Below are 24593 nucleotides of genomic sequence, written 5' to 3' on the forward strand. Positions count from 1 at the left end.
GTCCCCATCGTACGAGAGTCGTCGTAGGAGCCGGGCGGGGTGCGGCTCCGGCATGGGGGCGCCGGAGCCGCACCGGCTTCACCAGGACCGGTGGTACTGGTCGGGCGTACGGAGCTCCGCGCCGAGCTCGACGGCCGCGCGGCGGGCCCAGTACGGGTCGCGCAGCAGTTCCCGGCCCAGCAGGACCGCGTCGGCCTCGCCGTTGGCCAGGATCTTCTCGGCGTGCTCCGGTTCGGTGATCAGACCGACGGCGGCCACGGGCAGGCTGGTCTCCGCCTTGACCCGGGCGGCGAACGGCACCTGGTAGCCCGGGCCGACCGGGATCTCCACCCTGGGGGCGAGGCCGCCGGTGGAGACGTCGAGGAGGTCCACGCCGTGCTCCTGGAGCAGCCCGGCCAGCCGGACCGTCTCGTCGGCGGTCCAGCCGTCCTCCTCCAGCCAGTCGGTGGCGGAGATCCTGAAGAACAGCGGGAGCTCCTCGGGCCACACCGCCCGTACGGCGTCCACGACGTCGAGGGCGAGGCGGGTGCGGTTCTCGAAGGAGCCGCCGTACGCGTCGGTGCGCTTGTTGCTGAACGGGGAGAGGAACTCGCCGATGAGGTAGCCGTGGGCGCCGTGGATCTCGACGATCTCGTAGCCCGCAGCGAGCGCGCGCTCCGCGGCGGCGGCGAACTGGCCGACGATCTCCTCGATCTCATCGGCCGTCAGCTCGTGCGGCGCCGGACGGTCCTCGTCGAACGGCACGGCGCTCGGGGCGACCGGCAGCCAGCCGTGCGCCTCGGGCCCGACCGGGCCGCCGCCCTTCCACGTCCGGTCGGTGGAGGCCTTGCGTCCGGCGTGCGCGATCTGGATGCCGGGGACGGTGCCCTGGGCCTTGAGGAAGGAGGTGATCCGGCGCAGCGCCTCGACCTGGGTGTCGTTCCAGATGCCGAGGTCGTAGGGGGAGATCCGCCCTTCCGGGGAGACGGCGGTGGCCTCCTGGATGATCAGGCCGGTGCCGCCGACGGCGCGGGCGGCGTAGTGCGCGAAGTGCCAGTCGTGGGCCACGCCCGCGTTCGGGCCGAAGGCCTCGGCGCTGTACTGGCACATCGCGGCCATCCACACGCGGTTCGGGAGGGTGACCGAGCGAAGGGTGTAGGGAGCGAACAGGGCAGCGAAACCAGCGGGGGCAGCACTCATCAGGGCTCTCCAGGACATCACCGGGCGCGCCGGGGATCGGCGGCTAAGTACGAGACTCACCGTACTACGAATTCCTTCGTACTACGAGACCTCTCGTACAAGCGCGTCGAGCTCCGCGCGCAGCGCCTCGGCCAGCGCGGGCAGATCCGGGACGGCGGCCGCGTCCGCCACGAGGCCGTAGTGGACCGTCCCCTTGTACGTCGAGACCGCGACGGCCAGGGACTGGCCGCGGGCCAGCGGGGCGAGCGGGTAGACCTCGCCGACCCGGCTCCCGCCGAGCGAGAAGGTCAGGCCGGGCAGCGGGACGCTGGTGACCAGGATGTCGAAGAGGAGCCGGGCGGCCTGGGCCACGAGCGGTCCGCCGAGCCGGTGGCCGAGCGGGTGGACGTGGTCGGCGAGCAGGGCGACGGCCCCGGCGCCGCGGGCGGGCCCGGCGTCCTTGTTGCGGTCCATGGCGGCCCGTACGCGGTCCAGGCGCAGCAGCGGGTCGCGCTCGGCGAGCGGGAGCCGCAGCAGGTAGCCGGAGAGCCGGTTCCCCCCGCCGGTCCCGGGCCTGCCCCGGCGGGACACGGGGATCAGGGCGCGCGGGCCCGGTCCGCTGGGCGCGGGATCGCCCCGGCCCTCCATCCAGCGCCGCAACGCGCCGGCGACCACGGAGATGAGCACGTCGTTGACGGTGCCGCCGGCGGCCTTGCGGACCAGGTTGACCTCGTCCAGGTCGAGGGCGAGGCCCGCGACCGTACGGGATCCCGTACGGTCGGCGCCCGCGGTGAGGACCGCGGGGACCCCGAGGGGCAGCCCGGCGCGGGCCACCGCGGCGCCGATCTCCAGGGCCTGGCCGACGTCCTGGACCCGGGCCGCGAGCACTCCGGAGAGCCGGCGCAGGGCCGGACCGGCCTGCCGTCCGGAGACGGGGTGCGCGGCCGGCGGCGGGGACGGACGCGCGGCCGGACGCGGCGACGGGCGCAGGGACGGACCCTCGTCGAACAGCGCCGCGGCCAGGGCGAGCGCGCCGAGCCCGTCGGCGAGGGCGTGGTGGAACTTGAACAGCACCGCGAAGGAGTCCGGGTCGGGCCCGGCCAGCACGTACGCCTCCCAGGGCGGCAGGCTCCGGTCCAGCGGCCGGGCCATCAGCGGTCCCGCGGCCTCGTGCGGCGAGGCCGGCGTCCGGACCAGGAAGACGTGCCGCGCCGGGTCGAAGCCGGGGTCCGGCGACCAGGCCGCCGCGCCGACCGGCAGCAGGACGTCCCGGATCCGGCGGCGCAGGCCGGGCACGCCGGCACAGCGGGTGGTGAGCAGTTCCGCGGCGTGCTCGGCCGCCCCGGGCCCGGCGGCCCGGAAGACGGCCAGGGCGCCGAGGTGCATGGGGTGGGCGGCGGATTCGATCCGCCAGAAGGCGAGGTCGAGCGGGGACAAGTGCTCCGTGGCCACGTACGTCCTCTCGCGTGCGGCAGTGGTGGCGTGAAGTCAACCTATTCAGAACATCTACATGCAAGCAGCGATCGTTTCCTGCGGGTAAATGATCTGTATTAATCGAGCCCTCCGGACCCCAGGCCGCCCGCCGGGCCGCTGTCAGTGGGCGGGTGCAGACTGTCCGGAAAGAGACGGACAGCTCGGAAATCACGGATAGCCCCGAAGACATGGACGACGAAGTCCGGAGGTGCCGGCCATGGCCGACGTACTGCTGCTCGTGGGTACCCGCAAGGGACTCTTCATCGGCCGCCGCCGGGGCGAGGGGCCCTGGGCGTTCGACGGGCCCCATTTCAACGCCCAGGCCGTCTACGCGGTCGCCGTCGACCGGCGGGGCCCGGCGCCCCGGCTGCTGGTCGCCGGGGACAGCTCGCACTGGGGGCCGTCGGTCTTCAGCTCCGACGACCTCGGGGCGACCTGGAACGAGCCCGCCGAGGCCGCGGTGAAGTTCCCCAAGGACACCGGCGCCTCGCTGGAGCGCGTCTGGCAGCTCCAGCCGGCCGGGCCCGAGGCCCCGGACGTGGTCTACGCGGGGACGGAGCCGGCCGCGCTGTTCCGCTCGACGGACCGCGGCGAGTCCTTCGAGCTGGTCCGACCGCTGTGGGAGCACCCCAGCCGGGGCGGCTGGCAGCCGGGCGGCGGCGGTGAGGGGCTGCACACGGTGATCACCGATCCGCGCGACGCGGACGCCGTGACCGTGGCCGTCTCCACCGCCGGGGTGTTCCGGACGAAGGACGGCGGGTCCAGCTGGGAGCCGTCCAACGAGGGGGTGTCGGCGGTCTTCCTGCCCGATCCCCACCCCGAGTTCGGCCAGTGCGTGCACAAGATCGCCCAGGACGCCGGGAACACCGACCGGCTGTACCTGCAGAACCACTGGGGCGTCTACCGCAGCGACGACGCCGGGGCCCGGTGGACCGACATCGGCGACGGACTGCCCTCCGACTTCGGCTTCGCCGTGGCCGCCCATCCGCACCGGCCGGACACCGCCTACGTCTTCCCGCTCAACGCCGACTCCGATCGGGTCCCGGCCGAGCACCGGTGCCGGGTCTTCCGTACGCGGGACGCGGGCGCCAGCTGGGAGCCGCTGTCGCACGGCCTGCCCGCCGGGGACCACTACGGCACGGTGCTCCGCGACGCCCTGTGCACGGACGACGCGGACCCGGCGGGCGTCTACTTCGGCAACCGCAACGGCGAGCTGTACGCCAGCCACGACGACGGCGAGAGCTGGCAGCTGCTGGCCGAGCACCTGCCCGACGTGCTGTGTGTGCGGGCGGCGACGATCGGCCAGTAGAGTGATCCACCGTGGCAGCACGACCGTTGAACGAGATCGTCGAGCCGGGCTGGGCCCGGGCTCTGGAGCCGGTGGCGGGGCAGATCGCCGCGATGGGCGACTTCCTGCGCGCCGAGATCGCGGCGGGCAGGACCTACGTCCCGGCCGGGGCGAACGTCCTGCGCGCCTTCCAACAGCCCTTCGACGAGGTCAAGGTGCTGATCGTGGGCCAGGACCCGTACCCCACCCCGGGGCACGCGGTGGGCCTGTCCTTCTCGGTCGCGCCCGAGGTGCGGCCGGTGCCGCCGAGCCTCGACAACATCTTCCTGGAGCTGCACCGGGACCTCGGCACGGGCCGGCCCGCGAACGGCGACCTCACCCCGTGGACCCGGCAGGGCGTGCTCCTGCTCAACCGCTCGCTGACCACCGCGCCCCGCAGATCCAACGCGCACCAGGGCAAGGGCTGGGAGGCCGTGACCGACCAGGCCATCCGGGCCCTCGCCGCGCGCGGCAAGCCGCTGGTGTCCATCCTCTGGGGCCGGGCGGCCCGCAACCTTCGGCCGCTGCTCGGCGAGCTGCCGGTGGTCGAGTCCTCCCACCCCTCCCCCAAGTCCGCCGATTACGGATTCTTCGGCTCCAGGCCGTTCAGCAGGACGAACGAGCTGCTGGTGGGCCAGGGTTCACAGCCTGTGGACTGGCGCTTGCCGTCCGTCAGTTGACGGTATCTGCTATTCACCGGATAAATACGGACAGATGCCACTGGAGAAGGCCCTGCCCGAACACCCGGTTCCGATAAGCCAGTAGCATGCGGCGCCATGAGCTCCCCCACTGGGCCCGCAAATGGCCTGCCCGTACGAATGCCGCGACCCCGCCAGACCGGACGGCACCGCCGGCCCGAGCCCGCGGCGGCGCCCGAGGGCGCGCCCGCGCTGGTGCTCGCCGTGCCCGGTGCCCCTTCGGCCGCCTCGCGGGGGCTGGCGGAAGAGATCATCAGCATCGGCCGTTCCGAGCTGCCGGGCCTCGACGCCCGGATCGGCTTCCTCGACGGTGACGACGCCTCCGATTTCCCGTCCCTGTCCGGTGTGCTGACCGCCGTCGCGACCGAGCGTGCCGCGCGCGCGGAGTTCGCCCGCGCCGCCGGCCACGAGGTGCCCGCGCCGACCGGCCCGGACGCCGTCGTGGTCCCGCTGCTGGCCGGTCCCGACGGTGACCTGCTGCGCCGGATCCGCCAGGCGCTGATGGACTCCTCGGCCGCCGCCGAGCTGGCCGACGTACTCGGTCCGCACCCGCTGCTCGCCGAGGGCCTGCACGTGCGGCTGTCCGAGGCCGGTCTGGCCCGCGCCGACCGCGCCCGGCTCTTCACCGTGACCACCGCCGCCGACGGCATCGTCCTGGCCACCACCGGTGGCGAGGAGGCCGTACAGGCCGCCGGGATCACCGGGATGCTGCTCGCCGCCCGGCTCGCCGTGCCGGTCAAGGCGGCCGCGCTCGACGAGGAGGGCTCGGTGGCCGCGGTCGCCGAGCAGCTGCGCCGCGAGGGCTCCACGCACCTCGCGCTCGCCCCGTACCTGATCGGCCCGGAGGCCGCCGACGGGCTGCTGGACAGCGCCTGCAAGGACGCCGACTGCAGCGCCGCCGAGGTGCTCGGCGCCTACCCGGCGCTCGGCAAGCTCGCCGTAGCGCAGTACTCCGCGGCTCTCGGGATCACCCTGGGCGCGGCCACGCACTGACCGCCTGCCATGACATGAAGGGCCCCCGCCGGTCGGCGGGGGCCCTTCGCGTCCGCCGACCTCACACGGCCGGGCCGAAGACCACGCAGGTGGCGGCGGGCACGGCCACCGAGCCGGCCTCGCGCGGCTGCCCGGTCAGGGGGTCGACGTCGAACCAGGTGACGTCCCCCGAGTGCTCGTTGGCCGTGTACAGGCGGCGCCCCGAGGGGTCGGCGGCGAGATCGCGCGGCCAGCTGCCGCCGCAGCCCACGATGCTCGTGATCTGCGGCTTCTCGGCCCCTCCGGCGAGGGAGAGGGTGGCGATGGAGTCGGTGCCGCGGATCGCGGCCCAGACGAAACGCCCGTCGGCCGAGGCGACGACCGCCGAGGGGTAGGCCCGTACGGCCCCTGAGGGGCCCGTGGAGGCGACCGGAACCTCCCCGACCGGTTCCAGTCGCCCGGAGGCCGCGTTCCACCGGCAGACGGTCAGCTGCGGCTCCAGTTCGTGCAGGACGTAGGCCACCGTGCCGTCCGGGTGGAAGGCGAGGTGGCGGGGGCCGGTCCCGGCCCGCAGGGCGGTCTCGGTGTGCAGCCGGAGCTCGCCGGTGGCCGGGTCGAGCGCGCAGACCCGTACGGAGTCGGTGCCGAGGTCGACACTGAGCACCCAGCGGCCGCTCGGGTCGGGCAGCACCTGGTGGGCGTGCGGGCGCTCCTGGCGGTCGGCGTCGATGCCGGAACCGTGGTGCGCGAGGACGGCGGCGGGCTCGCCCGGGCTGCCGTCGGCGGCGAGCGGGAGGCTGCTGACACTGCCGGAGGTGTAGTTGGCGGTGAGCAGCCGGCGCCCGGTCAGGCTGAGATGGGTGGGCCCGGAGCCGCCGACACCGACGGGCGGGCCGAGGGGTGCCAGGCCCGCGGCGGTGGGCGTGAAGGCGGCCACCGCCCCCTGTTCGGTCTCGCTCACCGCGTAGAGCGCGCCGGTGTCCCGGTCGAGGGCGAGGTACGAGGGGTCCGCGACGGCGGCGCCGGTGACCGCGATCGGGGTCAGGGCTCCCGTGGCCGGATCCACGGCCGCGGTGGTGACACCGCGGCCGCCCCCGGAGGTGAACGAGCCGATGTAGGCCCGGTGTCCGCCGTTCCGGTCCGTGCTGTCCGCGCCGCCCACGGGAGGCCCCTCTCCGCTGTCGGATCCGTCCGGAGGCGACGGTAACAGAAGGGTCTAGACCAAGTCCCGTCCCTGGGCCCGTTCCTGCGCGCCGGGGTGGTGGACGTACGCCGTACTGCTGGGCCGGTCCTCGTAGGTGCGGTGGAAGACAGGGGTCGCGGAACCGGAGATCGGCGGCACGATCCAGGACCAGTCCGCGCCCACCACGCGGCCCTTGCGCTCCTCCCGTGCCAGGTGGGACAGGAAGCGCCGGGACTCGGAGTGGTGGTCGGCGATGGTGACCCCGGCTCGGTCGAAGGAGTGCAGGACCGCCCGGTTGAGCTCGACGAGCGCGCGGTCCTTCCACAGCGAGCGGTCGCTGGAGGTGTCCAGGCCGAGGCGGCGGGCGACGGCGGGCAGGAGATTGTACCGGTCGGTGTCGGCGAGGTTGCGGGCACCTATCTCGGTGCCCATGTACCAGCCGTTGAACGGGGCGGCCGGGTAGTGGATGCCGCCGATCTCCAGGCACATGTTGGAGATCGCGGGTACGGCGTGCCAGCGCAGTCCCCAGTCCGCCCAGCCCTCGTCGTCGGGGTGGCCGATCGGCACCTCCAGGACGGCGTCCGCGGGGGTGTCGAACCAGCGGGGCTTGTCGTCGACGCCCTGGACCACCAGCGGGAGGAGGTCGAAGGGGGTGCCGGCGCCGCCCTCCCAGCCGAGCCGGAGCAGGGCCTCGGTGAGCGGGGCGTTGCGCGCGTCGCCGACGGTGACGGAGGGGTGGTCCCCGTAGCCGGCGTACCGGACGAGCTGCTCGCTCCAGATCAGCGGTCCGGGCCGGTCCGGGGCGTCGGGGGCGAAGACCGTGATGGCCGGCCGGACGCGGCCGCCGTTGGTCGCCTCGCGCAGGTGCCCGAAGCATTCGGCGGCGATCTCGTCGGCTTCGGTGAGCTCCCGGCGGTCACGGACCCGCAGGGAGTTCCAATAGAGCCTGCCTATGCAGCGGTTGCTGTTGCGCCAGGCCACACGCGCCCCGTGGACCAGCTCCTCGGGGGTGTGCCGGTAGGTGCCGGTCTCCGCGAGCTCGTCCCGCACGGCGGCGAGCCGGGCACGCGGATCACCTGCGCCCTGGTTCTCCCTGTGGAAGAGTCGGATGAACTCCTCGGCCGCTTCCCACACCTGAGCGGTGGTGGAGCGCTGTTGAAGAATTTCCATTCCGGGCGGTTACCCCCTGTCCGGACAGATCCACCCTGTACATGCTGGATGCATGTGCAATGAACCATCACCCGTTGTACATGCCGCAGGTCAGCGGCGTGCGCCAGGCCCATACGGAACACCCCTCCGAGTGATCTTCAGGGATCGAACTGCGGGCGGGCCGGAGGGCGGCGTACGATCCGCCGCAATCCGGGAGTTGACCTCCGCACGGCGGGTCAGCGGCAGGGCCGGCTCATGAACAGCGCCTGTTCCCCGGCGGCGGGGGTGCCGCCGTAGAGGGTGGTGTCGAGGCCGCAGAGCGTGAATCCCATGCGCCGATAGGCGTGCACGGCCGGGGCGTTGACCGTACTGACCTCCAACCAGAGGTGGTCGGCGCCGCGTTCGCGGGCGAATCCGTCCGCGCACTCCAGGAGGGCCCGGCCGATGCCGCGGCCGCGGTGGCCGGGCGCGACCTCGATGTCCTCGATCGTCAGCCGCCGGTTCCACGCGGCGTAGCCGACGGCGGCGAAGCCGCACACCCGGCCGCCGTCGAGGGCCACATAGGTCCGGGCGTCCCCGGCGGTGTCCGGGCCGCGGCCGATCCCCTGCTCGTCGTGCTCCTCGGGCGGGAACTCCTTGTACAGGGGCGGGTCGGCGGGGACCTCGCGGAGCAGGAATCCGAAGCCGGTGTCGGTGGCGGCCACCTCGAAGACGGTGTCGGTGGTGAACGAGCCGTCCAGTGCCTCGATGGCTCCCGCGTCCTCGGGGCGGGCGAGGCGGTAGACGATGCCGGCGGCGGAGCCGTGTGCGGTGGTCATGAGATCCACGGTACGCAAAAAATCCCCCGGCGGAATTCGCTGCCGAGGGAGGGGAGAGCGTATATTCAATAATTCATGACTTCGCTGAAAACGAAGACATAAAGAAGCTTTCGAGGACACTGTATCGCGGCAGGAGTGCAATTGTCAACCGAGGAATTCCGGAATGAGCAGCAATTCGTCACCGACCTCTATGGTCGCCTCGACCACCTGCGTGACCAGGCCGAACGTGCCGTCGAGGGGGCTTTGCGCGAGGTCGGGAACGGTGCTCAGGCACGTCTGGAGCGCGATGTCCTGGTCGCCGAGCAGTCCGGTCTGCTCTCCGCGCTGAATGCGGGCGAGAACGGTCTGTGTTTCGGCCGTCTGGAGTTCTCGGACGGCCGTGACCATCACATCGGCCGCATCGGAATCCGCGCGGACGACGCGGAGCGCACGCCGCTGGTCCTGGACTGGCGCGCGGACGTGGCCCGCCCGTTCTACCTCGCCACCGGCCACACCCCCATGGAGCTGCGGCGCCGGCGGCACATCAGCAGCCGGGGGCGGGTGGTCACCGCCCTGCACGACGAGATCCTCGACCTGACCGACGCGGAGCGCACCGGGTACGAGGGCGCCGACGCGGACGCCGTGCTGCTCGCCGCGCTCGACGCCGCCCGGACCGGCCGGATGCACGACATCGTGCGCACCATCCAGGCCGAGCAGGACCGGGTCATCCGCTCCACGCACCGCGGGGTGCTGGTCGTCGAGGGTGGTCCCGGCACCGGAAAGACGGCGGTGGCGCTGCACCGCGCCGCGTACCTGCTGTACGCCCACCGCGAGCTGCTCGCCAAGCGCGGGGTGCTGATCGTCGGCCCCGGCCCGGCCTTCCTGCGCTACATCGGCGGGGTGCTGCCGGCGCTCGGCGAGACGGGCGTGCTGCTCGCGACGCCGGGCGAGCTCTTCCCCGGAGTCCACGCGAGGGGCACCGACCGCCCCGGGGCGGCCGCGGTGAAGGGCCGGGCCTCGATGGCGGAGGTGCTGGCCCGGGTCGTCGCCGACCGGCAGTGCCTGCCGGAGGCCGTGCCCGCGGACAGCGGCGAGGAGTACGACACGGTCCCCGAGCCCGCGCTGGAGATCGACCACGACGACTACGGGACCCTGCTGCTGGACCGCACGATGGCGTACGAGGCGCGGGACCGCGCCCGGGCCACCGGGCTGCCGCACAACCAGGCGAGGCCCTCCTTCGCCTTCCGGATCATCGACGCGCTCACGGCCCAGCTCGCCGACCGGCTCGGGGCGGATCCGTACGGCGGCCCGAACCTGCTGGGCTCGGACGACGTCGCCCAGCTGGGCAAGGAGATCGCGATGAGCCCGGCCGTGCACGCCGCGATCGACTCGCTGTGGCCCTCCCTCACGCCGGAAGGGCTGATCGCCGACTTCCTGGCGGAGCCCACGCATCTGCCCGCGCACGAGGCGGAGCTGATCCGGCGCGCACCGTCGGCGCGCCCGGACTGGACCCCGGCCGACGTGCCGCTGCTGGACGAGGCGGCCGAACTGCTCGGGGAGGACGACAGCGCCCGGCGCGCCGCCGAGGAGCGCGAGCGGCAGCGGCGGATCGCGTACGCGCAGGGCGTGCTGGACCTGTCGCAGGGTTCCGAGTCGTACGAGTTCGAGGACGAGGAGAACGAGTACCTCGCGGCGCACGACATCATCGACGCCGAGCGGATGGCCGAGCGCTACGAGGAGGCCGACCACCGCAGCGCGGCCGAGCGGGCCGCGGCCGACCGTACCTGGGCCTTCGGGCACGTCATCGTGGACGAGGCGCAGGAGCTCTCGGAGATGGCGTGGCGGCTGCTGATGCGGCGCTGCCCGACCCGCTCCATGACCCTGGTCGGCGATCCGGCCCAGACCGCCGACGAGGCGGGCTGCGGATCGTGGGAGCGCATCCTCGGTCCGTACGTGGGCGAGCGCTGGGAGCTGGTCCGGCTGGGGGTCAACTACCGCACGCCCGCCGAGATCATGGAGGTGGCGGCGTCCGTACTGCGGGCCCGCGACCCCGGTTTCGAGCCGCCGAGCTCGGTGCGGACCACCGGGGTCCGGCCGTGGGCGCGGGCGGCCGGGGACCTGGCGGAGACGGTCGGGGACGCGGCCCGGCGTGAGCTGCCGGACGAGGGGCGGCTCGCGGTGGTCGCGCCGCGGGTGCTGCACGCCTCGCTGGCCGCGGAGCTGCCGGGAGTGGAGGCCGGCGCGGAACCGGATCTGACCCGGCAGGTGGTCCTCCTCGACCCGCGCCAGGCCAAGGGCCTGGAGTTCGACACGGTGATCGTGGTGGAGCCGGCCGACTTCCAGCCGAGCGACCTGTACGTGGCGCTGACCCGGGCCACCCAGACCCTCGGCGTGGTCCACACCGAGGGGCGGCTGCCGACGGGGCTGGGCCTGGAGGGGCTGCTCAGGCGCTGATGACCAGCGGCGCCCGGGGGTCGGTGCGCAGCGGGGCGGCGAGCGCGACGAGGGCGTGCTCGATGCCGTGCAGGTGCGCGAGGGCCGGCTCCGCGGGCGCGGGCCGGGCCGGCGTCGTCCGTACGGTGGGCTCCGGGGCGCCCTGTGGAGCGGTCAGCGCCTCGACGGCCGCCTCGACGCGCCAGCAGGCGGCGGCCAGCCGGGCGTCGTGCGAAGCCTGCGGGTCGGCGGCCACGGCGACCAGGCCGCGCACCTCCCGGGCGCAGTCGTCGAGCAGCGCCAGGACCTGCCGGGCCCGGGCCTTGCGGGCGCGCAGCGGGCTCAGCGGGTGGACGAGGGGCGCCAGGGCCATCCGTACGCGGCCCAGCAGCAGTTCCAGCTCGGCGGCGTGGGGGGCGGGGTCGGCCTCGGGGTTCCCGGCGAGGCGGTCCAGGGAGGCCGCGGTGGAGGCGCGTACGCAGTGCAGGGCGCGCTGGATCCAGGCGTCGTTGGCGGCGTGGGTGGTCACCGGGAGGATGATCACGACGGCGAGGGCGGCGCCGAGCGCGCCGATCGCGGTCTCCTGGAAGCGCAGGAGCAGCAGCCCGGGGTGCAGGACGCCGAGGAGGCCGTAGAGCAGCCCGGCCATGACGGTGACGAAGAACATCATCCAGGAGTACGAGGGGGCCGCGGTGTAGAAGATCCCGAAGACGCATACGGCGACCAGCGCGGCGGTCGGCACGGGCGCGCCGTGCAGCGGTACGGCGATCAGCAGCCCGGCGGCGATGCCGGTGACGGTGCCGACGACCCGGCGGAAGCCGCGGACGAGGGTCTCGCCCCGGGAGGCCGTGTTGACGAAGATCCACCAGGCGGTGCCGACGGCCCAGTACCAGCGGTCCTCGGAGAGCACCTGGCCGATGGCGAGGGCGAAGCCGCAGGCGGCGGTGGCCTGGAAGGCCTGGCGGGTGGTGAGCCGCGCGAGGCCGGCGCCCGGCAGCCCGGGCGGCGCGGCGGCGGGCGGCGTGCGCCGCTCGATGGGCCACAGCGCGAAGCGCACGGTACCGGCGGCCAGGAGGGCCAGCCCGACGGCGGCGTACAGCTCGGGCAGCTGGCCGGGCTGGGCGTGCAGGAACTGGGTGACGAAGAACATCATGAAGCCGAAGATCCCGAGGGCGTGTCCGCGCGGGCCGAAGCGGCGGGCGTAGACCCCGGCGAACACGACGGCGAGGAAGGCCGCGTCACGGGCGAGGGGCACCCCGTGCAGGGTGGTGGCCAGCGCGAGGACGGGGAAGCCGGCGACGGGCAGCATGGCGGTGGTGACGCGCTGGGCGCGGACATCGGCATCGAGCACGGTGAAGAGGGCGAGCAGGGCCGCCAGTCCCCCGGTGATGGACGCGGTCAGGGAGAGACCGCACAGCTCGGCGAGGGCCACGGCGGCGGCGACGCCGATCACTGCGCGAGCCGAGTTCCTGAGCCTGAGACGCCCCGGATCCGGAGCCACGAACATCCTCTTCACGGCGGTGTGCCGCCCCCCTTGCGATGGTGCGCGCCGGTCCGGCGGCCGCCCGGGGGTGGTGGGCGGCGTACGGGCACGGCGAAGGCGCCGCGGTCCGGATCGGCCTCGTTGCCGTCCGGCGCTGCGCGGCGCCGAAAGTACATGGATACGACACAGATAAGCATCCGGGGGCCGCTGGCTCAACCCGGCCTCGGATCACTGGGCCATTGGCCCAGTACAGGCCCGTGGTCTTAGGCCAGGAGGGTGCCAACGGACCGGCCCGGCGGGGGTGCCCCTCAGGGCGGGGCCTGCCGGTGGGGGCATCCCGGCCGGGGCGGCTCCGCCTCGGGGTCGTGGTGGTGGTCGGGGTAGAAGTCGGGTCACTGGTCGGCGTCGTCGTAGTAGCGGTGGAAGACGGGGGTGATGCCGCCGGACACCGGGGGGACGGCGGCGATCCGGAACCGCGGCGGCCGAGGTGTTCGATGACGGACGCCGCCCCGTTCATCTCCGCCGAGGAACCCTTGGCGGTGGCCAGGAAGTCGAGCAACCAGAGCGCCTCGCCTTCGCCTCTCCGCAACGCGATCGGTGCGGTCCTGGCGGTCTCCGGCATCTCAGGTCCTGTTATCGCTCGACCAGCCTCACCGGCACGGCCGACGGCACCACGGAGATCGTCGAACGGAACTCGACGTCGATGTCCTCGACGTGGACGATGTGGAAGTTCTTCAGGATCTCGGTCAGCATGACGGCGCAACTCTGCTCGCCGAGCCGGTTTCCCACACAGTGCCGGGGACCGGCGCCGAAGGGCAGGAAACCGGTGATGGTGTCGTGTTCCGCGCCGTTCGCCGAGAACCGGTCGGGGTGGAACCGGTCGGCCTCGCGGAAGACGGTCGGATTCCTTCCGACCGCGTTCTTCATCCCCATGACCGCCGTGCCGGGCGGGATTCTCTGCCCGTCCTCCTCCAGGGCCCGCTCGTTCGTGAACTTCGCGCTGAAGGGGACCGGTGGGAACAGGCGCAGCGTCTCGTGGACGATGCTCCTGATGTAGGGATCGGGGGTCAGGTCGTCCTCGTCGGCCTCGGCCTCGGCGTCGGCCTCGGCCGCCTCGATCGACTTCCTGCCCTGACCCGGCGCCGCCGCCTCGGGAAGATCCATCTGACGTAGAAGGGGTGGAAGGCTCGGAAGCTGACTTCCTGATGCGTCAACGCCGGTGAAATGACCTGCCGGTGGCTCCGGTGGAGCTCACCTCCCGCCATGCCCATGAGACTTCGGGCCAGTACGGTCCGGTCGGCCCGGCGGTGCGAGTCGAGGTCCTCGAATCCACGGAAGAACCGGGGCGGACCCGGGGGCGGTCCAGACCAGCGTCCCTCCGGCGCGAACCGCGCCGCGCACCGGCTGACCCGCCGTGGAAGACGGCTCATTCCGCCACGGCGCGCTCCCGCCTCCGTGCCGCGCGCCCCCGTACCGGTCGGGCCACGCCGCGCGGCGTCGGATGCGGCGTCGGGAGCGCCGTCGGGAGCGCCGTCGGGAGCGCCGTCGGAAACCAGCCGAATCGGGCGGGGCACCGCGTCGGTTCGCGCGGCCTCGCGCCGGGGCCCGCGACAGGCGACCACCGGGCCCTGACGGCGCGGACGATCGTCCCGGCCCACCGGGGCGGCCGGTCGGGAGCGCGGTCCGTTTCAGGTCACGTCTCATCGGGCCAACCGGGCTGGCCCGTCCGCATCATGACCTGTTGTCAAGGCTCGTACACAGAGCAGATAAGATCCCGGGCTGTTGTCCAATGATCTTTCGCTTTCGATCGTTTGAGGGTTCATGGTTCGAGAGGGATCGTCGCCCGGCAGTCCAGGGCCCACCTCACCCGTCGTATGGGCGTTGCCCGCCCTGCTGACCGCCGCGCTGTCGGCGGTCGCCGTGGCACTGGTGTCCGCGCCCGCGCGCACCCCCGTGGCCTGGGTCGGTGCCGCGGCCTTCGTCGCCGTCGCGCTTTCCTGTGGTGAGGCCGCCCGGCGCGGCAAGGCCGTGACGGCGCTCCGGGCCAGGGTCGCCGCCCAGGACGAGGCGCTGTGGTGGCAGCAGGCCGAGACGGTACGGCTGGCCGAGACGCTGCTGCCCGATGTCGTGGCGCGCCTGCGCAAGGGCGAGTTCCCCGAGGACGTGCTCACGTCCCTGGAGGACCCGGGCACCTACCAGCCCGGGCTGACACCCGAGTTCAGGGCGGCCCACCACGCGGTGCTGCGCTCGGTGCTCGATGCCGTGATCGCCGAGGAGGACCTGCGCGACTCCGCGCAACGGGCCTTCGTGAACATCGCCCGCCGCGTCCAGGCGATCGTGCACCAACAGGCCCAGGAACTGCGGGAGATGGAGGACCGGCACGGCCAGACCCCGGCCGTCTTCGGCGATCTTCTGCGGCTGGACCACGGCACCGCGCTCATCGGCCGGCTCGCCGACTCCATCGCCGTGCTCGGCGGTGCGCGGCCCGGCCGCCAGTGGAGCAAGGCCGTGCCGCTGTACAGCGTGCTGCGCGGCGCCATGTCCCGGATCATCGACTACCAGCGCGTGGAGCTCCACTCCGTCTCCCAGGTCGCCGTCGTCGGCCCCGCGGTCGAGCCGCTCATCCACGCGCTGGCCGAGCTGCTCGACAACGCGACCCGCTACTCCCCGCCGCAGACCAAGGTCCATCTGACCGCCGTCGACGTGAACTCGGGCATCGCCATCGAGATCGAGGACGGCGGCCTGAGCATGACCGAGGAGGCCCGCAAGCGGGCCGAGCGCATGCTTCGCGAGGCGCAGGAGGGCATCGACCTCACGGACCTGGGCGAGACTCCCCGACTGGGCCTCGCCGTGGTCGGCCGGCTCGCGCAGGCGTACGACTTCCGGGTGTCGCTGCGCTCCTCGGCGTACGGCGGCGTACGCGCCGTCCTCGTCATCCCGCAGAACCTGATCACCACCGTCTCGACGGCGACCGGCGTCGCCCACGGCATCGGTACGTCGTCGGGGCCCCGGGCGGCCCTTGAGCCGGCCTCCGCACCGTCGCAGGCGTCGCAGCCTCCGCGCCCGGCCACGGGCCCGCGGCACCCGGTGACCGAGGAAGAGGTGCCGGTCGTGACCGAGCGGGCACCGAACGGGCTGCCGCAGCGGCGCCGCAAGACCCGCGCGACGGCACCGGACGAGCCCGCGGCCGTCGAGCGGACCGCCGCCGTCCCGGCGCAGACCGAAGCACAGCCCGGCATGTGGCTGGCCGCCTTCCAGAGCGGCCTGTCCGGGGACAGCCAGGCCGGCGCAAGCCAGAACACAGCAGACGTCTCGCCGGCCTCGGCGAGCAAGGGGGAACAGCCGTGAGTCAGCAGCAGACCAATATGGACTGGATGCTCAAGGACCTGGCCGAGAGCGTTCCGCAGACCCGGCACGTCATCGTGCTCTCCGCCGACGGCCTGCGGATGGCCCAGTACGGCGCGGAGACCGACACGGCCGACCGGCTCGCCGCCGCGTGCGCCGGCCTGCAGAGCCTCGCCGGCGCGGTCGCCTCCGAACTCCCCAACAGCAACGGCCGGATGAGGCTGGTCGTGATCGAGATGGACGGCGGGTTCTTCTACCTGATGGCGGCCGGCGCCGGAGCCTATCTCGCGGTGCTGGCCGACGAGGGCGTCGACGCCGGGCTGATGGGCCAGCGGATGCGTGACCTCGTGGCGCGGATCGGAGAGCACCTCAGCAGCCCGCCGCGCAGCGACAGGCAGACCGCGTGAGCGACCCGGGCCACGACTGGGAAGACGGCAGTCCCGAGCGGCTCTACGTCATCACGGGCGGTCGCAGCGGACCGTTAGTTCCCACCGGCCTCGACCTGGTCACGCTGATCGTCGCCAGGTCGGGTCCCAGGCCCGGCATGCAGCCGGAGCACGCGGCCATCATGCGGCTGTGTCAGGCACCCCTCTCGGTGGCCGAGATCTCCGCGTATCTCGGCCTGCCGGTGAGCGTGGTCACCGTACTGGTCGACGATCTGATCACCGCGGGCCAGGTGCTCTCCCGCGCACCCGTCGCCCGCGCCCAACTCCCCGACCTGGCATTGATTGAGGCAGTGATCGATGGACTTCGAAAGCTCTGAGCGGCCCGCCGGGCCGCGGCGCGAGGACGTACTGCCGGCCACGGCCGCCGCCGCGGTCAAGGTGGTGATCGTGGGCGGCTTCGGGGTCGGCAAGACGACCCTGGTCGGCTCGGTGAGCGAGATCCGGCCCCTGACCACCGAGGAGACGATGACCCAGGCCGGGGTCGGCGTCGACGACACGGCGGGCGTGGAGCGCAAGAGTTCCACCACCGTGGCCATGGACTTCGGCCGGATCAGCATCAACGAGGAGCTGGTGCTGTACCTCTTCGGCACCCCCGGCCAGCAGCGCTTCTGGTTCCTCTGGAACGGCCTGTTCGAGGGCGCGCTGGGTGCGGTGGTCCTCGTCGACACGCGCCGCCTGGAGGTCAGCTTCGACGTGATCGGCCGGCTGGAGGAGCGCGGGGTGCCCTTCGTGGTCGCCGTCAACTCCTTCCCCGACGCGCCCGAGCACCCCGTCGAGGACCTGCGCAGCGCCCTCGACCTGCCCGCTTCGGTACCGCTGGTGCTCTGCGACGCACGGCAGCGCGAATCCAGCCGTGACGTCCTGATGACGCTGATGCGCTACCTCCACTCCCTCGCCGTGACCCCGGAGGCATCCTGACGACGGGAGGCGGCGGCCTATGACCTCGCGCCGTACTCCGTCGCCGTCTCCGTCGGTACGCACAGCACCGGCACCGGGGAGAGGTGCAGGAGCTTGTGCGGGGTGGAGCCCAGCAGGGCGCCGCGGATCGGACTGTCGCCCCAGGTACCCACGATGATGACGCGGGCGTCGTGGCGCCGGGCCGCGTCGAGCAGCGCCTGCGCGGGCCTTTCGTCGACCACCTCCACCGCCGACGGCACGCCCGCTTCGTCGGCGGCCCGGACCGCGTGCGCGAGGGCGCTGCGGCCCGCCTGGCGGACGGCTTCGCGGTGGGCCCGGTACTCCTCGCCCGCGGCGCCCGGGGCGGCCGCTCCGTAGACGAGGACGAGGGGCTCGCCGAAGGCGGTGGCGACCTCCAGTGCCACGCGCAGCGCCCGCTCCGCGCCGGGCGACTCGTCGTAGCCGAGGACGACGGACATCGGGCCTCCTCAGTTCTTCCCGCCGTGGACGTCGTGGACGCCGTGGACGCCGTGGACGAGATCCGGGTCGGCCACGCCACGCCGCTCCTGCCAGAACGTGTGGTCCCGCAGCCGCCAGTAGCACATGACGAGGACGCCGACGACGGCGATCGCGATCCCGATGACCAGCGGTGGACCGAGCCCGAACCACGAGACGCCGCTGGCCGAGTTCTCCGGGTCCGACATGTCGCCGATCGACTCCACGAGCAGCCAGCCGAGCAGCCCCGCCCCGAGGACCGGGCCGAGGCCGATGAGCAGGAAGTTGTGCGCGCTCTCCAGCAGGTGACGGCGGTAGTAGACGGCGCAGGCCACGCCGGTGAGCGCGTAGTAGAAGGCGATGAGCAGGGAGAGGGCGGTCAGCGAGTCCAGGAGCGCGTTCTCGCTGATCTGGTTGACGACGAGGTACCAGCCGATCGCGATGCCCGCCACCCACCACGTGCTCACGTCCGGGGTCCTGAACCGCTGGTGGATGTGCGCGAGCGCGGGCGGCAGCGCGTGGCGGCGGGCCATGGACAGGGCGGTGCGGGAGGCGGGGATGATCGTGGTCTGGGTGGAGGCGAGCGCGGAGGTGCAGACCGCGAGGAGCACCACCCAGTCCCAGCCGCCCATGACCTCGTGGGCGAGTACGGCGAAGATGGCCTCCTCCTCGCCCGCGTTCTCGGCGAGGAAGGCGGTGCCGGCGTAGGCGACGACGGCGAAGCCCACGGACAGGTAGGTCACCAGCAGCACGACGGTCGACCAGATGCCGGCCTTGCCGGGCGCGGTGGCGGAGTTCTCGACCTCCTCGGTCAGGTTGACCGCGGACTCCCAGCCCCAGTAGATGAACACGCCGAGCAGCAGCCCGCCGGTCAGCGCGGCGCCACCGGCACCGAAGGGGTTGAGCCAGGTGAGGGACGGCTCGATCGAGTCGAGGGTGCTGGTGCCGGCGTAGACGCGGTAGAAGGCGACCACCGCGAAGGTCAGCAGGAAGAAGACCTGGGCCAGGATGAGGATGTCCTGGAGGTGGGCCGACAGCTCGGTGCCGATGACGCAGATGGCCGTCATGACCAGGATCACGACGACGGTGAGGGTCTGGCGGATCACGTCGTTGGCGGCCCAGCTGTCGAGCCCGGCGGCGAGCAGGCCGAAGTGGACGGCGACGTCCGCCAGTGAGCCGATGACCAGCACGCCGGTCATGGTGATGGCCCAGCCGCCGAGCCAGCCCGCCCAGGGACCCATGGCCCGGGTGACCCACGAGAAGGTGGTCCCGCAGTCCTGGTCGACCTTGTTGAGGTAGTAGAAGGCGGCGGCGATCAGCAGCATCGGTACGAAGGAGGCCAGCATCACGCCCGGTGCGTAGATCCCGACCAGCGCCACGATCGGCCCGAGGACGGCAGCCAGGGAGTAGGCGGGCGAGGTGGAGTTCAGGCCGATGACGAGCGCGTCGAGGAACCCGATCGCGTCGGCCTTGAGCCCCGGCTCCGCGAGTCCGTTCTCCGGTCCGCCGTTGCCGTTCTCGTCGCCCTTGCGCTCGCCGCTCACACCGTCGTCGGCCATGTACGCATCGTCGCCCGCCCCCGGCCGCCGCGCGAGGCGGGATGCCCCCTACGGGCGGGTGTTCCAGCCCGCGATCACCGGGAGCCCGTGCTCCGTGGAGAGGACGCTGACCGTGCCGGTGCGCAGCAGGAACAGCCGGCCCTCCTCGGGTTCCAGGCCCAGATAGCGGGCGGTGAGGACGCGCAGGAAGTGGCCGTGGGCGACGATCACCACGTTCCCGCCGTCCGCGCGCAGCACCGGGGCGATCCGGGCCAGGGCCCGGTCCGCGCGGGCGCCCACCTGGGCGGCGCCCTCGCCGGGGTGCGCCGCGTCGCCGGGCGGGACGCCGTGGGTCCACAGGGACCAGTCGGGCGTGCTCCGCAGGATCTCCGCCGTGGTGACGCCCTCGTAGCCGCCGTAGTCCCACTCGTAGAGGTCGGGGTCGGTGACTCCGTCCGTGAGCCCCGCGAGTTCGGCAGTGGCCACGGCCCGGCGCAGCGGGCTGGTCAGCACCAGCGCCGGGTGCTGCTCGTGGAAGAAGGGAGCGAGGGAGATGGCCTCCTCGACCCCTCGCGCGGTCAGCGGGATGTCGGTGCGCCCGGTGTGCCGCCCGTCCGCGCTCCACGCCGTCTCGCCGTGCCTCACCAGCAGCAGGTCGCTCATCCTCCGGACCCTAAACCCTCCGGCATGTCGGCGCCGGAGGACCGGGGCGGGCGTGTCACTGCCGGGCCTCATGAACGTGGGTGCCCACCCGGTGCGGCCGTCCCCGACCGCGCTCATGATCGTCCTGACCGCGGTCACGGGGCTGATCGAGGCGGTGAGCCTGCTCGCCCTCGGACCGGTGTTCACCGCGATGCAGACGGGCAACGTGCTCTTCCTGGCGTTCGGGCTCGCGCGGGCGGGGAACCTGCCCGCGCTGTCGGCGGCGGCCTCGCTGGCGGCGTTCGCCGCCGGAGCCGTGTGCGGGGCGCGGATCGAGTCGGCCGCGGAGGCCCGGGGGCGGCGCTGGGTCGGGCTCGGCCTGTACGCGGAGGCCGCGCTGCTCCTGACCGGTGCGGCCACCGGATGGGGTGTGACGCCCCGGTACGGGCACCCGACCGCCGAACACCTGGCGGTGACCGGGATGCTGGCGGCGGCGATGGGCATCCGCACGGTGACGAGCATGCGGGTGAACGTGCCCGGTGTGCCGACGACCCTGGTCACCCGGTCCATCACCGCGCTGATCGGCAGCTCGGCCCTGGGGCGGGACAGCGCCTTCGGATACGGGACGGGGGCCTGGGAGCCCCGCGCCGTGGCGGTGCTGGCGATGTTCGTGGGCGGACTGACCGGCGCCCTGCTGATCCGGGCCGGGTGGACGGTGGGCGCCCTGCTGCTGCCCGCCGCGGCGGTGGTCCTCGCGGTGGCCCTGGGTTACCGGGCCCTGCCGGATCCGGCGCAGGGCCGAGGAGACGTGCCAGGAGAGCAGGTGCTCCACATCCACGTAACGCTCCCCCGCCGAAGCCCATTTGCGGCCCACCGCGTGCAGGGCCGGCGCGATGACCTCTTCTCACGTGGTGACCAGGCCGTGTTCCGCGAGGGCCGCGGCCAGCAGTTCCTCCACGGCCGGCGCGTCCAGTCGTACGGCGGCCCGTGAGAGCCCTCGGCACTCCGGGCGGACCTCCCCCAGCGGAAGGGAGTTGGGCCCGCCCGGTGCCTTCCCCGCCGGGCGGGCGCCGGCGCGGGCGGCGGGGGCTCCGTCCCGCGCGGCCCGGGCCGCCTCGGCCGGGGGCACGCCCCGCGCGGTGAGCCGGCACATCAGCTCCAGGCGGGCGATGTCCTGCCGGGTCCAGCGGCGGTGCCGCCCGTGCTCGCGGTGGGCCGGGCCGATCGCGTACCGGCGCTCCCAGGAGCGCAGCGTGGTCGGTGAGACCCCCAGGCTCCGGGCGACGGCTCCGGTGCTGAGCGCGGCGGCCGGGAGGTCCTGCGGTGGTTCGGGCTGCGGCACGGTCTGCACCCGCTCACGATACGACGGGCCGCTCGCGCGGGGCGCTCACCCGGTGCCCCGCCCCCGCAGGAAGCGGTCGAGCCCGTCGGCGAGCTCCACCAGCCGTTCCGGGTAGTCGAACCGCGCCCGCTCCGGGCCCGGCAGCCGCCACGGCTCGTGCACGTCCGGGGCGGGGAGCCCGGCGAGCTCCGGCACCCAGCGGTGGACGTACCTGCCCTGCGGGTCGTACCGCAGGCCCTGCCGGACGGGGTTGAGCACCCGGTTGGGGCGGGTGTCGGTGCCCGTGCCCGCGGCCCACTGCCAGTTGAGCTGGTTGTTGGCGAGGTCCCCGTCGACCAGGAGGTCCAGAAAATGGCGGGCACCGGTCCGCCAGTCGACGTACAGGGTCTTGGTCAGGAAGCTCGCGGCGAGCAGCCGGCCGCGATTGTGGATCCACCCCTCGTGGCGCAGCTGGCGCATCGCGGCGTCCACCACCGGGTAGCCGGTGCGGCCCTCCTTCCAGGCCTCGGTCTCCTCCTCGGCGGCGGGGCCGGTGCGCCACCGGTCCTGCCGGGCGCGGTAGTCCTCGGCGGCCGTCTCGGGGCGCGCGGCGAGGACCTGGTGGTGGAAGTCGCGCCAGCACAGCTGGCGGACGAATGCCGCAGCGCCCGGCCCGCCGGCGGCGCGTGCGCGGTGGACCGCCTCGGCGGCCGAGAGGGTGCCGAAGTGCAGGTGCGGGGAGAGCCGGGAGGTGGCGTCGCCGGCCAGGTCGTCGTGGGCGTCCTCGTAGCGGGTGATGCCGGAGCGCAGCCAGTTCGCCAGGAGGCGGCGCGCCTCGGTCTCGCCGCCCTTGGCGAGGCCCGGGGAGACCCCGGTGAGGGCGCCGCGCACGGGCAGCGGCTCGGAGCCGATGCCCTCGGGGAGCCGGACGGTGCGGGGGGCCGCGGTGACGGCCCGCGGCGGCAGCTCGGCCCAGCGGCGGAAGTAGGGCGTGAAGACGGCGAAGTGGTCGGATCCGGCGGGCGTGACCGCCCCGGGGGCGACCGCGGTGACCACCATGTCGTGCACGTGGAACCGGCGGCCTTCGGCTTCGAGGGCGGTGCGCAGCCGCTCCTCCCGGGCATGGGCGTAGGCGCTGACCCCGGCTGCCATGTGGACCTCGTCGGCGTCGGTCTCCCGCACGAGGGCGCAGACCTCCGCGACGGGGTCACCGGAACGGATCACGAGGCGGCCGCCGCGCTCGCGTAGTCCGGCGTCCAGGTCGGCCAGGCAGTCGGCGAGGAAGGCCTGCCGGTTGGGCGGGGCGAATCCGGTGGCCGCGAGGGCCCGGTCCCGGACGAAGAGCGGGACCACCCGGTCGCACGAGGAGAGGGCCGCGCGCAGCGGCGGATGGTCGTGCAGGCGCAGGTCGGAGGTGTACAGGACCACCGCGACGTTCATGGCTCTCGCTCCGCGTCAGGCTGGGGAGGACGGCTGTCGTGCGGTACTTCGGCCACGGGGGCCGCGGCGGATGCGGGGTCTTCGGCGGGGCCCGGCTCCAGGCGCTCGGCGGCGCGGGCGATGTTGCGGGCCATCCCGCCGAAGACCACGGCGTGGAAGGGGGACACGCTCCACCAGTACATGTGGCCGAGCAGTCCGCGCGGGTGGAACAGCGCCCGTTGCCGGTACCGAGCCCGGCCGGGCTCGGGGCAGGGGTCCGCGTACATCTCCAGCCAGGCCAGGCCAGGCAGCCGCATCTCGGCGCGCAGGCGCAGCAGCCGGCCCGGTTCGATCTCCTCCACCCGCCAGAAGTCGAGGGAGTCCCCCACCCGGAGCCGGGCCGCGTCGCGGCGGCCGCGGCGGATGCCGACTCCGCCGACGAGGAGGTCGAGCCAGCCCCGTACGGACCAGGCCAGCGGGAAGGAGTACCAGCCGTTCTCGCCGCCGACGCCCTCCACCACGCGCCACAGCGCGCCGGGCGGGGCGTCGACGTCCCTCTCCCGCCGGTCGGTGTACAGGCTGCCGCCCGCCCAGTCGGGGTCCGTGGGCAGCGGGTCGCTGGGGGCGCCCGGCACGGAGGCGGAGGACCAGCGGGTGGTCACCCGGGCCTCCCGCACCCGCCGCAGGGCCAGCGCGAGGGCACGGTCGAACCCGACCGGCGAGCCGGGCGGGTCGGGGACGTACCGGGCGATGTCGTGCTCCGCGCAGACCACCTCGTGGCGCAGGGATTCGGCGAGCGGCCGGGCCAGCGCCCGCGGGACGGGGGTGACGAGGCCGATCCAGAGGCTGGACAGCCCGGGGGTGAGCATCGGGACGCGCAGGATGAGCCGGTGGGGCAGCTCGGCCACGGCGGCGTAGCGGCGCATCATCTCCTCGTACGTGACCACGTCCGGGCCGCCGATGTCGAAGGCCCGGTTCACCTCGGGCGGCATGGCGGCGCTGCCGACGAGGTAGCGCAGGACGTCGCGGACGGCGATGGGCTGGCAGCGGGTGCCGACCCAGCTGGGGGTCACCATGACGGGCAGCCGCTCGGTGAGGTAGCGCAGCATCTCGAAGGAGGCGGAGCCCGAGCCGATGATGACGGCGGCGCGCAGGACGGTGGCCGGCACGGGGCCGGCGAGGAGGATCTCGCCGACCTCCGCGCGGGAGCGCAGGTGCGGGGAGAGCTCGCGGACGGGGATGCCGGCGGGGGTCAGCCCGCCGAGGTAGACGATCCGGCGGACCCCGGCTGCGTGTGCCTGCTCGGCGAAGATCCGGGCGGCGGCGCGGTCGCGGTCCTCGAATCCGGAGCCGCCGCCGAGGGCGTGCACGAGGTAGTAGGCGACGTCGATGCCACGCATGGCCTCGGCCACGGAGCGCGGGTCGGTGGCGTCGCCGCGGACGGTCTCGGCCTGTCCGGCCCAGGGGTGGTCGCGGAGTTTCTCCGGGGAGCGGGCCAGGCAGCGGACGTGGTGTCCGGCGTCGAGGAGCTCGGGCACCAGCCGGCCGCCGATGTAGCCGGTGGCGCCGGTGACCAGGCAGTTCAGACCTGTCATGGCTCTCTCCGCTCCGTGTGGGCCGCTGTGGGTCACGTACGGGATTCCCGTGCGGCCGTGCGATCGGATGCGGCCGCCTCGGCCGGGCGCAGCCCGCCGTTCGCCCGTCAGGCGCATCGTCTCGGCGGCCGCCACGGATGACGTGTCCCGGCGGAAAACCGATGTACCTCCACCCGATCACACTTACGGCGCCCCGTCCGGGTGGGCGGCCGGGTGGGCGGC

At 73.7% G+C, this 24593-nt stretch carries 20 protein-coding genes and 2 pseudogenes; 9 read left to right on the plus strand and 13 right to left on the minus strand.

Annotation, left to right across the window (positions count from 1 at the left end):
* Window positions 1-78: 78 nt before the first annotated feature.
* Together ACGFYQ_RS21285 and ACGFYQ_RS21290 are read right to left on the minus strand one after the other, a co-directional pair.
* Window positions 79-1179 (minus strand): NADH:flavin oxidoreductase/NADH oxidase, encoded by a 1101-nt coding sequence (locus ACGFYQ_RS21285; protein WP_393746102.1) that lies wholly within the window; start codon window positions 1177-1179, stop codon window positions 79-81.
* 81 nt (window positions 1180-1260) lie between these two features.
* Window positions 1261-2610 carry a wax ester/triacylglycerol synthase family O-acyltransferase gene (locus ACGFYQ_RS21290; RefSeq protein ID WP_393746104.1) on the minus strand — a complete coding sequence of 450 codons (1350 nt, stop codon included), beginning with the start codon at window positions 2608-2610 and terminating at the stop codon, window positions 1261-1263.
* A 238-nt stretch (window positions 2611-2848) separates the two neighbouring features.
* Here ACGFYQ_RS21290 and ACGFYQ_RS21295 point away from each other — a divergent pair, with 238 nt between their 5' ends.
* From ACGFYQ_RS21295 to ACGFYQ_RS21305, 3 genes are all read left to right on the plus strand, one after another.
* Window positions 2849-3940, plus strand: a complete 1092-nt coding sequence (locus ACGFYQ_RS21295) for a WD40/YVTN/BNR-like repeat-containing protein (RefSeq protein ID WP_393746106.1) — start codon at window positions 2849-2851, stop codon at window positions 3938-3940.
* An 11-nt stretch (window positions 3941-3951) separates the two neighbouring features.
* Complete coding sequence (locus ACGFYQ_RS21300; RefSeq protein ID WP_393746108.1) at window positions 3952-4638, plus strand: uracil-DNA glycosylase; 687 nt, start codon at window positions 3952-3954, stop codon at window positions 4636-4638.
* Between the two features lie 96 nt (window positions 4639-4734).
* Window positions 4735-5649, plus strand: a complete 915-nt coding sequence (locus ACGFYQ_RS21305) for a sirohydrochlorin chelatase (protein WP_393746110.1) — start codon at window positions 4735-4737, stop codon at window positions 5647-5649.
* A gap of 61 nt (window positions 5650-5710) precedes the next feature.
* On the opposite strand, the gene ACGFYQ_RS21310 is transcribed toward ACGFYQ_RS21305, so the two are convergent.
* From ACGFYQ_RS21310 to ACGFYQ_RS21320, 3 genes are all read right to left on the minus strand, one after another.
* The gene (locus tag ACGFYQ_RS21310; protein WP_393746112.1) at window positions 5711-6790 is read right to left on the minus strand and encodes a lactonase family protein; all 1080 of its coding nucleotides are present in this window, start codon (window positions 6788-6790) and stop codon (window positions 5711-5713) included.
* Window positions 6791-6844: 54 nt separating this feature from the next.
* On the minus strand, window positions 6845-7981 hold the full coding sequence (locus ACGFYQ_RS21315) for a nitric oxide synthase oxygenase (protein WP_393746114.1): 1137 nt from the start codon (window positions 7979-7981) through the stop codon (window positions 6845-6847).
* A 215-nt stretch (window positions 7982-8196) separates the two neighbouring features.
* On the minus strand, window positions 8197-8778 hold the full coding sequence (locus ACGFYQ_RS21320) for a GNAT family N-acetyltransferase (protein ID WP_393746116.1): 582 nt from the start codon (window positions 8776-8778) through the stop codon (window positions 8197-8199).
* A gap of 135 nt (window positions 8779-8913) precedes the next feature.
* On the opposite strand from ACGFYQ_RS21320, the gene ACGFYQ_RS21325 reads away from it, so the two are divergent.
* The gene (locus tag ACGFYQ_RS21325) at window positions 8914-11211 is read left to right on the plus strand and encodes a HelD family protein (RefSeq protein ID WP_393746118.1); all 2298 of its coding nucleotides are present in this window, start codon (window positions 8914-8916) and stop codon (window positions 11209-11211) included.
* Here ACGFYQ_RS21325 and ACGFYQ_RS21330 read toward each other — a convergent pair.
* A complete protein-coding gene (locus ACGFYQ_RS21330; RefSeq protein WP_393746539.1) occupies window positions 11201-12697 on the minus strand; it encodes an FUSC family protein in 1497 nt (498 codons plus the stop codon). The genes ACGFYQ_RS21325 and ACGFYQ_RS21330 overlap by 11 nt on opposite strands.
* 609 nt (window positions 12698-13306) lie before the next feature.
* On the minus strand, window positions 13307-13837 hold the full coding sequence (locus tag ACGFYQ_RS21335) for a cytochrome P450 (protein WP_393746120.1): 531 nt from the start codon (window positions 13835-13837) through the stop codon (window positions 13307-13309).
* A 657-nt stretch (window positions 13838-14494) separates the two neighbouring features.
* Here ACGFYQ_RS21335 and ACGFYQ_RS21340 point away from each other — a divergent pair.
* From ACGFYQ_RS21340 to ACGFYQ_RS21355, 4 genes are read left to right on the plus strand one after another with little or no spacing between them, the layout of a single operon-like run.
* On the plus strand, window positions 14495-16021 hold the full coding sequence (locus tag ACGFYQ_RS21340; RefSeq protein WP_393746122.1) for a sensor histidine kinase: 1527 nt from the start codon (window positions 14495-14497) through the stop codon (window positions 16019-16021).
* Window positions 16022-16038: 17 nt separating this feature from the next.
* Entirely contained in the window at window positions 16039-16425 is a 387-nt protein-coding gene (locus ACGFYQ_RS21345) for a roadblock/LC7 domain-containing protein (protein ID WP_393746541.1), read from the plus strand.
* Window positions 16422-16781: a DUF742 domain-containing protein gene (locus tag ACGFYQ_RS21350; RefSeq protein WP_362397578.1), complete on the plus strand. Its 360-nt coding sequence runs from the start codon at window positions 16422-16424 to the stop codon at window positions 16779-16781. The genes ACGFYQ_RS21345 and ACGFYQ_RS21350 overlap by 4 nt, the downstream gene beginning before the upstream one ends.
* Complete coding sequence (locus ACGFYQ_RS21355; RefSeq protein WP_393746125.1) at window positions 16762-17382, plus strand: ATP/GTP-binding protein; 621 nt, start codon at window positions 16762-16764, stop codon at window positions 17380-17382. The genes ACGFYQ_RS21350 and ACGFYQ_RS21355 overlap by 20 nt, the downstream gene beginning before the upstream one ends.
* 17 nt (window positions 17383-17399) lie before the next feature.
* Here the strand turns inward: ACGFYQ_RS21355 and ACGFYQ_RS21360 are convergent, their stop codons facing one another.
* From ACGFYQ_RS21360 to ACGFYQ_RS21370, 3 genes are read right to left on the minus strand one after another with little or no spacing between them, the layout of a single operon-like run.
* Complete coding sequence (locus ACGFYQ_RS21360) at window positions 17400-17840, minus strand: universal stress protein (protein ID WP_393746127.1); 441 nt, start codon at window positions 17838-17840, stop codon at window positions 17400-17402.
* 9 nt (window positions 17841-17849) lie between these two features.
* Complete coding sequence (locus tag ACGFYQ_RS21365) at window positions 17850-19415, minus strand: APC family permease (protein WP_393746129.1); 1566 nt, start codon at window positions 19413-19415, stop codon at window positions 17850-17852.
* A gap of 48 nt (window positions 19416-19463) precedes the next feature.
* Window positions 19464-20057 (minus strand): histidine phosphatase family protein, encoded by a 594-nt coding sequence (locus ACGFYQ_RS21370; RefSeq protein WP_393746131.1) that lies wholly within the window; start codon window positions 20055-20057, stop codon window positions 19464-19466.
* 115 nt (window positions 20058-20172) lie between these two features.
* On the opposite strand from ACGFYQ_RS21370, the pseudogene ACGFYQ_RS21375 reads away from it, so the two are divergent.
* Window positions 20173-20739: pseudogene (locus ACGFYQ_RS21375) on the plus strand (YoaK family protein); the annotation flags it as partial.
* Window positions 20740-20796: 57 nt separating this feature from the next.
* Here ACGFYQ_RS21375 and ACGFYQ_RS21380 read toward each other — a convergent pair.
* The 3 genes and pseudogenes from ACGFYQ_RS21380 to ACGFYQ_RS21390 form a co-directional block, all read right to left on the minus strand.
* A pseudogene (locus ACGFYQ_RS21380) lies at window positions 20797-21387 on the minus strand (MerR family transcriptional regulator); the annotation flags it as partial.
* Window positions 21388-21423: 36 nt separating this feature from the next.
* On the minus strand, window positions 21424-22797 hold the full coding sequence (locus ACGFYQ_RS21385; protein WP_393746133.1) for a cryptochrome/photolyase family protein: 1374 nt from the start codon (window positions 22795-22797) through the stop codon (window positions 21424-21426).
* A complete protein-coding gene (locus ACGFYQ_RS21390) occupies window positions 22794-24371 on the minus strand; it encodes an SDR family oxidoreductase (protein WP_393746135.1) in 1578 nt (525 codons plus the stop codon). The genes ACGFYQ_RS21385 and ACGFYQ_RS21390 overlap by 4 nt, the downstream gene beginning before the upstream one ends.
* Window positions 24372-24593 lie beyond the last annotated feature (222 nt).

The sequence above is a fragment of the Streptomyces sp. NPDC048258 genome (assembly GCF_043201995.1).
GTDB lineage: Bacteria > Actinomycetota > Actinomycetes > Streptomycetales > Streptomycetaceae > Streptomyces.

Excerpts from the sequence above, each read along its gene's own strand:
- ACGFYQ_RS21320 (WP_393746116.1), bottom strand. The coding sequence starts at position 8,778 with ATGACCACCGCACACGGCTCCGCCGCCGGCATCGTCTACCGCCTCGCC.
- ACGFYQ_RS21305 (WP_393746110.1), top strand. The coding sequence starts at position 4,735 with ATGAGCTCCCCCACTGGGCCCGCAAATGGCCTGCCCGTACGAATGCCG.
- ACGFYQ_RS21365 (WP_393746129.1), bottom strand. The coding sequence starts at position 19,415 with ATGGCCGACGACGGTGTGAGCGGCGAGCGCAAGGGCGACGAGAACGGC.
- ACGFYQ_RS21360 (WP_393746127.1), bottom strand. The coding sequence starts at position 17,840 with ATGTCCGTCGTCCTCGGCTACGACGAGTCGCCCGGCGCGGAGCGGGCG.
- ACGFYQ_RS21385 (WP_393746133.1), bottom strand. The coding sequence starts at position 22,797 with ATGAACGTCGCGGTGGTCCTGTACACCTCCGACCTGCGCCTGCACGAC.
- ACGFYQ_RS21390 (WP_393746135.1), bottom strand. The coding sequence starts at position 24,371 with ATGACAGGTCTGAACTGCCTGGTCACCGGCGCCACCGGCTACATCGGC.
- ACGFYQ_RS21315 (WP_393746114.1), bottom strand. The coding sequence starts at position 7,981 with ATGGAAATTCTTCAACAGCGCTCCACCACCGCTCAGGTGTGGGAAGCG.
- ACGFYQ_RS21345 (WP_393746541.1), top strand. The coding sequence starts at position 16,039 with ATGGACTGGATGCTCAAGGACCTGGCCGAGAGCGTTCCGCAGACCCGG.
- ACGFYQ_RS21370 (WP_393746131.1), bottom strand. The coding sequence starts at position 20,057 with ATGAGCGACCTGCTGCTGGTGAGGCACGGCGAGACGGCGTGGAGCGCG.
- ACGFYQ_RS21330 (WP_393746539.1), bottom strand. The coding sequence starts at position 12,697 with ATGTTCGTGGCTCCGGATCCGGGGCGTCTCAGGCTCAGGAACTCGGCT.
- ACGFYQ_RS21335 (WP_393746120.1), bottom strand. The coding sequence starts at position 13,837 with ATGGATCTTCCCGAGGCGGCGGCGCCGGGTCAGGGCAGGAAGTCGATC.
- ACGFYQ_RS21340 (WP_393746122.1), top strand. The coding sequence starts at position 14,495 with ATGGTTCGAGAGGGATCGTCGCCCGGCAGTCCAGGGCCCACCTCACCC.
- ACGFYQ_RS21295 (WP_393746106.1), top strand. The coding sequence starts at position 2,849 with ATGGCCGACGTACTGCTGCTCGTGGGTACCCGCAAGGGACTCTTCATC.
- ACGFYQ_RS21285 (WP_393746102.1), bottom strand. The coding sequence starts at position 1,179 with ATGAGTGCTGCCCCCGCTGGTTTCGCTGCCCTGTTCGCTCCCTACACC.
- ACGFYQ_RS21355 (WP_393746125.1), top strand. The coding sequence starts at position 16,762 with ATGGACTTCGAAAGCTCTGAGCGGCCCGCCGGGCCGCGGCGCGAGGAC.